Source organism: Chimaeribacter sp. YP20170169 (assembly GCF_056739715.1).
Genome location: NZ_CP176824.1, coordinates 426396 through 438317 on the forward strand (window position 1 = coordinate 426396; position 11922 = coordinate 438317).

Genomic DNA, 11922 nt, shown 5'->3' on the forward strand with positions numbered 1-11922 from the left:
GAAAAAGTAAACGATGACCCATAATGAACTCTACGTTAAAATGCGTATCAAAATGCAAAACCGATCCTGAGCCAGCAAAATACTGCCGGCTCAGGATCCTTTTGTTTCTCGCCGGGAGACGAAAGGCTTGAAGGCACCCTGCGCCTTTCGTTTTACATACGTCAGGAAGGCGGATTTTTAAACAGGATTGAAGTAGAGGTAGTGTAACTATGAAACAGATTCCGATGACACTGCGTGGCGCCGATAAGCTGCGTGAAGAGCTGGATTACCTGAAAACCGTACGCCGTCCGAAGATCATCTCGGACATTGCTGATGCCCGTGAGCATGGCGACCTGAAAGAGAACGCCGAATACCACGCCGCGCGCGAGCAGCAGGGCTTCTGTGAAGGCCGTATCCAGGAGATTGAGGCCAAGCTCTCCAATGCCCAGGTGATCGACATCACAAAAATGCCAAATAATGGCCGCGTCATCTTTGGTTCGACCGTTAAGCTGATGAATCTGGACACCGATGAAGAGCAGACTTATCGCATCGTGGGCGATGATGAGGCGGACTTTAAACAGAACCTGATCTCAGTCAATTCCCCGATTGCACGTGGCCTGATCGGCAAAGAGCAGGATGATGTCGTGGTAATCAACACGCCAGGCGGTGATGTGGAGTATGAAATCCTGAAGGTTGATTACCTGTAAGTACCAGGGTTTCCCCTCACGCATTATTTGTAAAGAAAAGAAAAAGGCCGCATGCGGCCTTTTATCAGAGCAGTGCCCATGGCACCTTTTCAGCAGATCGCGGAAACTTAACGCGGTAAACTGATTTTCCGGTCTTCGGACGGGCGGTAGAGCACCAGGATATTGCCGATAACCTGTACATTGGCAGCGCCGGTCTCACGCACGATAGCATCAACGATTAAGGCCTTCGTTTCGCGCTCTTCAGCGGCGATCTTCACTTTAATCAGTTCATGGTGCGCAAGCGCCTGCTCAATCTCGGCCAGCACCCCTTCGGTGAGTCCGTTATTACCCAGCATAACGACCGGTTTTAACGGATGCGCCAGGCCTTTCAGGTGCTGTTTTTGTTTATTACTCAGATTCATTGTGTTTTTTGCTTAGGTTGGGATTGAAAACGGTTCATTCTACCGCCATCTCAACAGTATCACCAACCCGGTATCTGCCTGTCTGCGGCCACCGTGCGCAAAGCAATCAATGTTATGACACTAAGAGCCTGTAAAACGGGCTTAAATTCAAGATAGTTGGAAAACCGATGACCAATAAAAAGCGTTCTGCCAGTTCGAGCCGCTGGTTACAGGAACACTTTAGCGATAAATATGTACAGCAGGCGCAGAAAAAAGGGCTACGCTCCCGTGCCTGGTTTAAACTTGATGAGATACAGCAGAGCGACAAGTTATTCAAACCGGGCATGACAGTGGTTGACCTCGGCGCGGCACCGGGTGGCTGGTCACAATATGTGGTAGGCCAGATTGGCGGTAACGGGCGGATTATTGCCTGTGACCTTTTGCCGATGGATCCTATCGTCGGTGTCGATTTCCTTCAGGGGGATTTTCGTGATCCACTGGTGCTCAAGGCGCTGATGGAGCGGGTGGGCGAGAAAAAAGTTCAGGTGGTGATGTCTGACATGGCCCCGAATATGAGCGGTACACCGGCGGTCGATATTCCTAAATCGATGTATCTGGTTGAATTGGCGCTGGATATGTGTCGTGATGTATTGGCACCAGGCGGAAGTTTCCTGGTGAAGGTGTTTCAGGGAGAAGGTTTTGATGAGTACCTACGCGAAATTCGCTCCCTGTTTACGAAGGTTAAGATTCGTAAGCCAGACGCTTCCCGGGCGCGTTCCCGCGAAGTGTACATCGTAGCGACAGGGCGCAAACTGTAGTACCCTAACGCTGTTTGTTAACACAGTTGTAATATGAGGTTAATCCCTTGAGTGACATGGCGAAAAACCTAATTCTCTGGCTGGTCATCGCAGTCGTGCTGATGTCTGTGTTCCAGAGCTTTGGGCCCAGCGAGTCGAATGGCCGTAGGGTAGATTATTCTACCTTCATGTCCGAATTGACCCAAGACCAGATTCGTGAAGCACGTATCAACGGACGTGAAATCAACGTTACCAAGAAAGATAGTAACCGATACACGACTTATATCCCCGTTAACGATCCGAAATTGCTGGATACCCTGTTGACGAAGAATGTGAAAGTTGTCGGTGAACCGCCGGAAGAGCCGAGCCTGCTGGCGTCTATCTTCATCTCCTGGTTCCCGATGCTGTTGCTGATTGGGGTCTGGATCTTCTTTATGCGACAGATGCAGGGCGGGGGCGGCAAAGGTGCGATGTCCTTTGGCAAAAGCAAAGCCCGTATGCTGACAGAAGACCAGATTAAAACGACCTTTGCTGATGTGGCTGGCTGTGACGAAGCGAAGGAAGAGGTGAGCGAGCTGGTAGATTACCTGCGTGAGCCGAGCCGCTTCCAGAAACTGGGCGGCAAGATCCCGAAAGGCGTCCTGATGGTCGGCCCGCCGGGGACCGGTAAGACCCTGCTGGCGAAAGCCATCGCGGGTGAGGCCAAAGTGCCTTTCTTCACCATCTCTGGTTCTGACTTCGTGGAAATGTTCGTGGGTGTCGGTGCATCTCGTGTGCGTGACATGTTTGAACAGGCGAAAAAGGCTGCGCCTTGCATTATCTTCATCGATGAGATTGATGCCGTGGGCCGACAGCGTGGCGCTGGTCTGGGCGGGGGCCACGATGAGCGTGAGCAGACCCTGAACCAGATGCTGGTTGAAATGGATGGCTTTGAGGGCAACGAGGGCATTATTGTCATCGCGGCTACCAACCGTCCTGACGTACTGGACCCGGCTCTGCTGCGTCCGGGCCGTTTCGACCGCCAGGTAGTGGTTGGCCTGCCAGACGTACGTGGCCGTGAGCAGATCCTGAAAGTTCACATGCGCCGTGTGCCGCTGTCGCCGGACATTGATGCCTCCGTGATTGCACGTGGTACGCCGGGCTTCTCCGGTGCTGACCTGGCTAACCTGGTCAACGAAGCCGCCCTGTTTGCCGCCCGTGGCAGCAAGCGCGTGGTGTCGATGGTGGAGTTCGAGAAAGCGAAAGACAAAATCATGATGGGTGCAGAGCGCCGTTCCATGGTGATGACCGAAGCGCAGAAAGAGTCCACCGCGTACCATGAAGCAGGTCACGCCATTATCGGCCGCCTGGTGCCTGAGCATGACCCGGTACACAAAGTGACGATCATTCCGCGTGGCCGCGCCCTGGGCGTGACCTTCTTCCTGCCGGAAGGGGATGCCATCAGCGCCAGCCGCCAGAAGCTGGAGAGCCAAATCTCCACCCTGTATGGTGGCCGTCTGGCGGAAGAGATCATCTATGGGCCGGAGAAGGTGTCCACGGGTGCGTCGAACGACATTAAAGTTGCGACCAACCTGGCGCGTAACATGGTGACCCAATGGGGCTTCTCTGAGAAGCTGGGGCCGCTGCTGTATGCGGAAGAAGAGGGCGAGGTGTTCCTGGGCCGTTCTGTGGCGAAAGCCAAGCACATGTCCGATGAAACTGCCCGCATCATCGACCAGGAAGTGAAGTCGCTGATTGAGCGCAACTACACCCGCGCTCGCAAGCTGCTGATGGAGAACATGGACATCCTGCACTCAATGAAGGATGCCCTGATGAAGTATGAAACCATCGACGCGCCGCAGATCGACGACCTGATGAACCGCAAAGATGTCCGTCCTCCGGCGGGCTGGGATGATGTCGTGAAGAACACACCAAACGACGGTGGCTCGCCAAAAGCGCCGACGCCGGTGGATGATCCACGCACGCCAAATCCTGGCAATACCATGTCTGAACAGCTGGGCGACAAATAAGCCCGCGTTGGACTGTAGGATGACAGCACAATACCAACCCCGGGCTTGCCCGGGGTTTTTTGTTATTTGGAACTCAAGATAAGGTGGAGACAACAACCTATGCAGCTTACCGCTGGCGACCGCACCCTTAACCTGATCTACCCACAGGTGATGGGCATCCTGAATGTGACGCCTGACTCCTTTTCCGATGGCGGCAAACACAACACCCGCGATCAGGCGCTGCGCCATGCCCAGAGCATGATTGAGGCTGGGGCCACCATTATCGATATTGGCGGCGAATCTACCCGGCCGGGGGCGGCGGAGGTCAGCGAGCAGGAGGAGCTGGATAGGGTGGTGCCCATCGTTGAGGCGATCGCGCGCTATTTTGATGTCTGGATCTCAGTTGATACCTCCAAGGCCGCGGTAATCACTGCCAGCGCGGCGGCCGGTGCCGATCTGATCAATGACATCCGTTCGCTCCAGGAACCAGGTGCGCTGGAGGCGGCAGCCCGCACTGGCCTGCCCGTCTGCATCATGCATATGCAAGGACAGCCACAGACGATGCAGCAGGCCCCGCATTATGATGATGTGGTCAGCGATGTCATCAGCTTCTTCCATCAGCACATCGCCCGGTGCGAGCAGGCAGGCATCGCCCGCGAGAAATTGGTGCTCGACCCCGGCTTTGGTTTCGGTAAGAATTTGTCGCATAACTATCAACTGCTGAATCGACTGCCTGAGCTGCATGGGTTCAATTTGCCGCTGCTGGTAGGCATGTCACGTAAATCGATGGTGGGACAACTGTTGAACATTCCCCCGGAGCAGCGCGTGACAGGCAGTGTCGCCTGCGCCGTGATTGCTGCCATGAAAGGCGCCAGAATCATTAGGGTGCATGATGTCAAAGAGACCGTCGAAGCGATGCGCATTGTCGAAGCAACACTTTCTGCTTAGGAATCACAATTCATTATGAGTAACCGTAAATACTTTGGTACTGATGGTATTCGTGGCCAGGTTGGCCAATCCCCCATCACCCCTGATTTTGTACTGAAACTGGGTTGGGCAGCTGGCAAGGTGCTGGCGCGCAACGGCTCACGGAAAGTGATCATCGGCAAAGACACGCGTATCTCTGGCTATATGCTGGAGTCAGCGCTGGAGGCTGGCCTGGCCGCGGCTGGGCTGTCTGCGGCCTTCACTGGCCCAATGCCGACCCCGGCGGTGGCCTACCTGACGCGTACCTTCCGTGCGGAAGCAGGCATTGTGATCTCCGCGTCTCATAACCCCTTCTACGACAACGGCATCAAATTCTTCTCCAATGCCGGGGAAAAACTGCCGGATGAGGTAGAAGAGGCGATCGAAGCAGAGATGGAGAAGCCACTCTCTTGCGTGGAGTCTGCTGAACTGGGCAAGGCGAGCCGGATTGTTGACGCCGCCGGGCGTTACATCGAGTTCTGTAAAGGCACTTTCCCGAGTGAGCTGAGTCTCAGCGGACTGAAAATTGTGGTCGACTGTGCCAATGGCGCCACCTACCACATCGCCCCCAGCGTGCTGCGCGAGCTGGGCGCCAAGGTGATCGCCATCGGCTGCCAGCCGGATGGCATGAACATCAATGAAAAATGTGGCGCGACCGACGTGGCGGCCCTGCAACAGCGCGTGCTGGCAGAGAAGGCGGACGTGGGTCTGGCGTTTGATGGTGACGGCGACCGCGTGATGATGGTGGATCACCTCGGCAATAAAGTCGATGGCGACCAGATCCTCTACATCATCGCCCGCGAAGGGCTGCGTCAGGGGCAGCTGCGCGGTGGTGCGGTTGGCACCCTGATGAGCAACATGGGGCTGGAGCTGGCGTTGAAGCAGCTTGGCATCCCGTTTGTCCGTGCCAAAGTCGGTGACCGCTACGTGCTGGAAATGATGCAGGAGAAAGGGTGGCGCATTGGGGCGGAAAACTCCGGCCACGTCATCCTACTGGACAAGACCACCACCGGCGACGGCATCGTGGCAGGTTTGCAAGTACTCACTGCCATGACACGCAACCACATGAGCCTGCACGACCTGTGCAGCGGCATGAAGCTGCTGCCGCAGATTCTGGTGAATGTGCGCTTTGCAGGCAACCATGACCCGCTGCAATCCCCAGAGGTAGTGAGCGTGACTGCCGACGTGGAGAAGCAGTTAGCAGGCCGTGGACGGGTGCTGCTGCGTAAGTCGGGTACAGAGCCGTTGATCCGCGTGATGGTGGAAGGGGAGGATGCTGTCCTGGTAGAGTCCCTGGCTAACCGCATCGCGGACGCGGTAAAGGCGGCAGGTTAACGATAAAACATGGCGTTTACCGGCCAACACCAAGGTGTTAGCCGGTAAATCGCCGGGGTTTTGAGCAGGATGGCGCTTTTTTCTGCAAACGGTTCGGTTGGTGAAAATTGCTCTTGCAGGATACCCAGCCTTTGGTTAGTATTCACACCCGCTTCAGTAGGTAAGTGAATTGACCTGACCTGCTTGATTAATGCGAAGCAATTGGCATGCGGTGAAGCCGCGAGGATACAGGTACGTTTATGTACGAAGCTCTTCTGGTAATTTTCCTGATTGTAGCGTTGGGCCTGGTAGGCTTGATTATGCTTCAGCAGGGCAAAGGTGCGGATATGGGCGCTTCTTTTGGCGCAGGTGGATCTGCCACGCTGTTCGGTTCGAGCGGCTCCGGCAACTTCATGACCCGCATGACGGCGATTCTGGCAACACTGTTTTTCGTCATCAGCCTGATCTTAGGCAACCTGAGCAGCAACCAGAGCCACAAAGGCAGTGAGTGGGAAAACCTGGGTCAGCCAGTAAAATCTGAGCAGCAGGCCGTACCAGCAGCGCCAGCTCAGAACAGTGACCTGCCGCAGTAAGCGGAGCGTCACACAGCAGTAAACGCTTTTCAAAGAGTGGTCAACGTTCGTAAGCAGCAGAGACGACTTTTTAAAAAAAAGTGCCGAGGTGGTGGAATTGGTAGACACGCTACCTTGAGGTGGTAGTGCCCGATTGGGCTTACGGGTTCAAGTCCCGTCCTCGGTACCAATCCTTTTATAAATTTGCGTTTTCGCAAATTTCGGCGTAGTATTCGCCACGTTTTCGGACGCGGGGTGGAGCAGCTTGGTAGCTCGTCGGGCTCATAACCCGAAGGTCGTCGGTTCAAATCCGGCCCCCGCAACCACTTTCCCTTAAAGTCTTTTTTCAAATATACTGTGAGTCAGTCAACAGTGTTTCTCAGGGCAATTTGAAAACATTCTTGCCGAAAGTGCACCGAAGCCGCTATGCGGCAAATAGGGTCCAGTTACAAAAAGCCCCGATTTATCGGGGTTTTTTGTTATTTGACAACAGAATCACTGGGCTATTAAGCCCTTTTTTTATGTCTTGGGGGTGGGCTTGTCCACATTAGAGCAAAAATTGACAGAGATGATTACTGCGCCGGTAGAAGCATTAGGCTATGAACTGGTCGGTGTCGAATTCATCCGTAGTCGCCAATCAACGCTACGCATCTATATTGATAGTGAAGACGGCATCACTGTCGATGATTGTGCTGATGTCAGCCATCAGGTGAGCGCAGTGCTTGATGTTGAAGATCCCATCACTGTGGCTTACCACCTGGAAGTCTCCTCTCCGGGCCTTGATCGTCCTATGTTCACTGCTGAGCACTATACCCGTTATCTTGGTGAAGAAGTGAGCATTGTCTTGCGTATGGCGATGCAAAACCGCCGTAAATGGCAGGGTATTATCAAAGCCGTAGATGGTGAGATGATCACGGTGACTGTGGATGGGAAAGATGAAGTGTTCGCGCTGAGCAACATCCAGAAAGCGAACCTGGTACCCCACTTTTAAAGTTAGGACGAGGCAACTAGGATGAACAAAGAGATTCTGGCTGTTGTAGAGGCAGTCTCGAACGAAAAAGCCCTCCCGCGGGAAAAGATTTTTGAGGCGCTGGAAACAGCCCTGTCAACGGCGACCAAGAAAAAGTACGAGCAAGAGATTGACGTACGTGTCAGCATCGACCGTAAAACCGGTGACTTTGATACCTTCCGCCGCTGGTTAGTGGTCGAAGAAGTGACGCAACCGACGCGTGAAATCACGCTGGAAGCGGCCCAGTTTGAAGATCCTTCCATTGATGTTGGCGGCTTCATCGAAGACCAGATTGAGTCTGTGACCTTCGACCGCATCACCACCCAGACCGCCAAACAGGTTATCGTGCAGAAAGTGCGCGAAGCCGAGCGCGCAATGGTCGTTGACCAGTTCCGTGAGCAGGAAGGCGAAATCGTCACTGGCGTGGTGAAGAAAGTTAACCGCGACAGCATCTCCCTGGATCTGGGCAGCAATGCTGAAGCCGTTATCCTGCGCGAAGATATGCTCCCGCGTGAAAACTTCCGTCCAGGCGACCGCATCCGCGGCGTACTGTACGCCGTTCGCCCGGAAGCGCGCGGCGCGCAACTGTTTGTCAGCCGCTCCCGCCCGGAGATGCTGGTCGAACTGTTCCGCATTGAAGTGCCAGAAATTGGCGAAGAAGTGATTGAGATTAAAGCCGCTGCGCGCGATCCAGGCTCCCGTGCCAAGATCGCTGTGAAAACCAACGACAAGCGTATCGATCCGGTCGGCGCCTGCGTAGGGATGCGTGGCGCACGCGTTCAGGCCGTCTCCAGTGAGCTGGGCGGTGAACGCATTGACATCGTGTTGTGGGATGATAACCCGGCGCAGTTCGTCATCAACGCGATGGCGCCGGCGGATGTCGCCTCTATCGTCGTTGACGAAGACAAGCACACGATGGATATCGCTGTTGAAGCCAGCAACCTGGCTCAGGCGATTGGCCGTAATGGTCAAAACGTGCGTTTGGCTTCCCAACTGAGCGGTTGGGAACTGAACGTGATGACGGCAGATGACTTGCAGGCTAAACATCAGGCTGAGGCGCACGCTGCTATCGACACCTTCACCAAGCACCTCGACATTGACGAAGACTTCGCTACCGTTCTGGTGGAAGAGGGCTTCTCTACTCTGGAAGAGCTGGCCTACGTGCCGATGAAAGAGCTTCTGGAGATCGACGGTCTGGATGAAGAGACGGTAGAAGCGCTGCGTGAGCGCGCTAAAGCTGCACTGACCACCCTGGCACTGGCGCATGAAGAGAGTCTGGGCGATAAGCAGCCCGCAGAAGACTTACTGAATCTGCCAGGTCTGGAGAGCAGCATGGCCAGCAAATTGGCGGCGCGTGGGGTTTGTACGCTGGAAGATCTTGCCGAGCAGGGTGTCGACGATCTGTCAGATATTGAAGGGCTTGATGATGAGAAAGCCGGCGAGCTGATTATGGCTGCGCGTAATATCTGCTGGTTTGGCGACAATGCGTAATAAACTGTAGCAGGAAGGAACAGCATGACAGATGTAACCGTAAAATCACTGGCCGCAGAGATTCAGACTTCGGTTGATCGCCTGGTACAGCAATTTGCTGATGCAGGGATCGACAAGTCCGAAGCTGACTCTGTGACCCAGCACGAGAAAGAGACATTACTGGCGCATCTGAACCGTGACAATGGTAATGCGTCAAACAAGCTGACACTGCAACGCAAAACGCGTAGCACCTTGAATATTCCGAGCACCGGCGGTAAAAGTAAATCGGTGCAAATCGAGGTCCGCAAGAAACGCACTTATGTTAAACGCGACACGTCAGAGGCCGAACAGGCTAAGGCTGAAGCGGAAGAGCAGGCACGGCGTGAAGCGGAAGAGCAGGCACGGCGCCTAGCAGAAGAGCAAGCTCAGCAAGAAGCTGCTGAGAAAGCGAAGCGTGCAGCCGAAGAGCAAGCCAAACGTGAGGCCGCTGAAAAAGCGAAGCGTGACGCAGCGGAAAAAGAAAAAGTGACTAATCAACATACCGACGATATGACCAAGCCAGCGCAGGCAGAAAAAGCACGACGTGAGGCCGAAGCCGCCGAACTTAAGCGTAAAGCGGAAGAGGAATCGCGCCGTAAGGTCGAAGAGAACGCCCGCCGCGTTGCAGAAGAGGCCCGTAAAATGGCTGACTCTGGCGTGTGGACCGAAACCACCGAGGCGCCTGAGTCTGAAGCGGCTGACTATCATGTCACCACCTCTCACCATGCGCGTGAAGCGGAAGACGAGAACGATCGTCAGGTTGAAGGCGATCGCCGCAGCCGTACCCGCACCGCCAAAGTGACCAAGCAGAAGAAAGGCAGCAAGCTGTCTGAATCTAAAGCTGATCGCGAAGAAGCGCGTGCCGTTACCCGTGGTGGTAAGGGCAAGCGTAAGCCAAGCTCCCTGCAGCAGGGCTTCAACAAGCCGGCGCAGGCCGTGAACCGCGATGTGGTGATCGGCGAGACCATTACTGTGGCCGAGCTGGCCAACAAGATGGCGGTAAAAGGTTCTCAGGTCATCAAAGCGATGATGAAACTGGGCGCCATGGCAACCATCAACCAGGTCATCGACCAGGAAACCGCACAGCTGGTTGCCGAAGAGATGGGCCACAAAGTTATCCTGCGTCGTGAAAACGAGCTGGAAGAAGCGGTCATGAGCGACCGTGACACCGGCGACAGCGGTGCGGAAGCACGTGCACCGGTCGTGACCATCATGGGCCACGTTGACCATGGTAAAACCTCCCTGCTGGACTACATCCGCTCCACCAAAGTGGCAGCGGGCGAAGCGGGCGGCATTACCCAGCACATCGGTGCTTACCACGTAGAGACCGGCAACGGCATGATCACCTTCCTGGACACCCCAGGCCACGCCGCGTTTACCGCAATGCGTGCCCGTGGTGCACAGGCAACGGACATCGTGGTACTGGTTGTGGCGGCGGACGACGGCGTGATGCCGCAGACCATCGAAGCGATCCAACACGCCAAAGCGGCCAGCGTGCCGGTTGTTGTGGCCGTGAACAAGATCGACAAGCCAGATTCCGATCCGGACCGCGTGAAGAACGAACTCTCCCAGTACGGCGTCATGCCGGAAGAGTGGGGCGGTGAGTCCCAGTTTATCCACGTATCTGCGAAAGCCGGTACGGGTATCGATGACCTGCTGGACGCCATCCTGCTGCAGGCTGAAGTTCTGGAGCTGAAAGCGGTACGCAATGGCATGGCCAGCGGCGTCGTGATCGAATCCTTCCTGGACAAAGGCCGTGGCCCGGTTGCGACCGTACTGGTTCGCGAAGGCACCCTGAACAAGGGCGACATCGTGCTGTGTGGCTTTGAGTATGGCCGTGTGCGTGCGATGCGTGACGAACTGGGTCGTGAAGTCAGCTCTGCTGGCCCATCCATCCCGGTTGAGATCCTGGGTCTCTCTGGTGTGCCGGCTGCTGGTGACGAAGCGACCGTTGTCCGTGACGAGAAGAAAGCGCGTGAAGTGGCGCTGTACCGTCAGGGCAAGTTCCGCGAAGTCAAACTGGCGCGTCAGCAGAAGTCCAAGCTGGAGAACATGTTCGCCAACATGACCGAAGGCGAAGTCTCCGAGCTGAACATCGTCTTCAAAGCCGACGTTCAGGGCTCTGTCGAAGCGATTGCCGACTCTCTGATGAAGCTCTCCACCGACGAAGTGAAGGTGAAGATCGTAGGCTCTGGCGTAGGTGGTATCACCGAAACCGACGCCACCCTGGCAGCGGCGTCCAACGCCATTGTGATTGGCTTCAACGTGCGTGCTGATGCATCTGCCCGCCGCGTGATCGAAGCTGAAAGCCTGGATCTGCGTTACTACTCCGTTATCTATGACCTGCTGGACGAAGTGAAGCAGGCGATGAGCGGTATGCTGGCACCAGAGTACAAGCAGCAGATCATCGGTCTGGCTGAAGTGCGTGATGTGTTCAAATCACCGAAGTTTGGCGCCATCGCCGGCTGTATGGTGACCGAGGGCATCATCAAGCGTCACAGCCCGATTCGTGTCCTGCGTGAAAACGTGGTGATCTACGAAGGCGAACTGGAATCCCTGCGTCGCTTCAAAGATGACGTCAACGAAGTGCGTAACGGCATGGAGTGTGGTATCGGCGTGAAGAACTATAATGACGTTCGCACCGGCGATATGATCGAAGTCTTCGAAACCATCGAGATCCAACGCACCATCGCTTAATCAC

10 protein-coding genes and 2 tRNA genes are annotated in these 11922 nt (G+C 55.3%); 11 read left to right on the forward strand and 1 reads right to left on the reverse strand.

Annotation, left to right across the window (positions count from 1 at the left end; translation table 11 throughout):
* Positions 1-209: 209 nt before the first annotated feature.
* Positions 210-686, forward strand: a complete 477-nt coding sequence (gene greA / locus ACK3SD_RS02005; RefSeq protein WP_481126596.1) for a transcription elongation factor GreA — start codon at positions 210-212, stop codon at positions 684-686.
* Between the two features lie 107 nt (positions 687-793).
* On the opposite strand, the gene yhbY is transcribed toward greA, so the two are convergent.
* On the reverse strand, positions 794-1087 hold the full coding sequence (gene yhbY / locus ACK3SD_RS02010) for a ribosome assembly RNA-binding protein YhbY (RefSeq protein ID WP_137762057.1): 294 nt from the start codon (positions 1085-1087) through the stop codon (positions 794-796).
* 167 nt (positions 1088-1254) lie between these two features.
* On the opposite strand from yhbY, the gene rlmE reads away from it, so the two are divergent.
* The 10 genes from rlmE (at position 1255) to infB (ending at position 11918) form a co-directional block, all read left to right on the forward strand.
* Complete coding sequence (gene rlmE / locus ACK3SD_RS02015) at positions 1255-1884, forward strand: 23S rRNA (uridine(2552)-2'-O)-methyltransferase RlmE (protein WP_137762058.1); 630 nt, start codon at positions 1255-1257, stop codon at positions 1882-1884.
* A gap of 56 nt (positions 1885-1940) precedes the next feature.
* On the forward strand, positions 1941-3872 hold the full coding sequence (ftsH, locus tag ACK3SD_RS02020; protein ID WP_137762059.1) for an ATP-dependent zinc metalloprotease FtsH: 1932 nt from the start codon (positions 1941-1943) through the stop codon (positions 3870-3872).
* A 99-nt stretch (positions 3873-3971) separates the two neighbouring features.
* On the forward strand, positions 3972-4799 hold the full coding sequence (gene folP / locus ACK3SD_RS02025) for a dihydropteroate synthase (RefSeq protein ID WP_481126597.1): 828 nt from the start codon (positions 3972-3974) through the stop codon (positions 4797-4799).
* A gap of 15 nt (positions 4800-4814) precedes the next feature.
* Positions 4815-6152: a phosphoglucosamine mutase gene (gene glmM / locus ACK3SD_RS02030; protein WP_137762061.1), complete on the forward strand. Its 1338-nt coding sequence runs from the start codon at positions 4815-4817 to the stop codon at positions 6150-6152.
* Positions 6153-6391: 239 nt separating this feature from the next.
* Complete coding sequence (secG, locus tag ACK3SD_RS02035; protein WP_481126598.1) at positions 6392-6724, forward strand: preprotein translocase subunit SecG; 333 nt, start codon at positions 6392-6394, stop codon at positions 6722-6724.
* Between the two features lie 82 nt (positions 6725-6806).
* Positions 6807-6893 (forward strand) — tRNA-Leu (locus ACK3SD_RS02040).
* 59 nt (positions 6894-6952) lie between these two features.
* Positions 6953-7029 (forward strand) — tRNA-Met (locus ACK3SD_RS02045).
* 212 nt (positions 7030-7241) lie between these two features.
* Positions 7242-7694, forward strand: a complete 453-nt coding sequence (gene rimP, locus ACK3SD_RS02050; protein ID WP_137762063.1) for a ribosome maturation factor RimP — start codon at positions 7242-7244, stop codon at positions 7692-7694.
* A gap of 21 nt (positions 7695-7715) precedes the next feature.
* A complete protein-coding gene (gene nusA, locus ACK3SD_RS02055) occupies positions 7716-9203 on the forward strand; it encodes a transcription termination factor NusA (RefSeq protein WP_137762064.1) in 1488 nt (495 codons plus the stop codon).
* 24 nt (positions 9204-9227) lie between these two features.
* Complete coding sequence (gene infB / locus ACK3SD_RS02060) at positions 9228-11918, forward strand: translation initiation factor IF-2 (protein WP_137762065.1); 2691 nt, start codon at positions 9228-9230, stop codon at positions 11916-11918.
* The last annotated feature ends 4 nt before the right edge of the window (positions 11919-11922 follow it).

Bases quoted from the DNA above. Each gene is read 5' to 3' on its own strand.
- greA (WP_481126596.1), top strand. From the start codon at position 210: ATGAAACAGATTCCGATGACACTGCGTGGCGCCGATAAGCTGCGTGAA.
- yhbY (WP_137762057.1), bottom strand. From the start codon at position 1,087: ATGAATCTGAGTAATAAACAAAAACAGCACCTGAAAGGCCTGGCGCAT.
- rlmE (WP_137762058.1), top strand. From the start codon at position 1,255: ATGACCAATAAAAAGCGTTCTGCCAGTTCGAGCCGCTGGTTACAGGAA.
- ftsH (WP_137762059.1), top strand. From the start codon at position 1,941: ATGGCGAAAAACCTAATTCTCTGGCTGGTCATCGCAGTCGTGCTGATG.
- folP (WP_481126597.1), top strand. From the start codon at position 3,972: ATGCAGCTTACCGCTGGCGACCGCACCCTTAACCTGATCTACCCACAG.
- glmM (WP_137762061.1), top strand. From the start codon at position 4,815: ATGAGTAACCGTAAATACTTTGGTACTGATGGTATTCGTGGCCAGGTT.
- secG (WP_481126598.1), top strand. From the start codon at position 6,392: ATGTACGAAGCTCTTCTGGTAATTTTCCTGATTGTAGCGTTGGGCCTG.
- nusA (WP_137762064.1), top strand. From the start codon at position 7,716: ATGAACAAAGAGATTCTGGCTGTTGTAGAGGCAGTCTCGAACGAAAAA.
- infB (WP_137762065.1), top strand. From the start codon at position 9,228: ATGACAGATGTAACCGTAAAATCACTGGCCGCAGAGATTCAGACTTCG.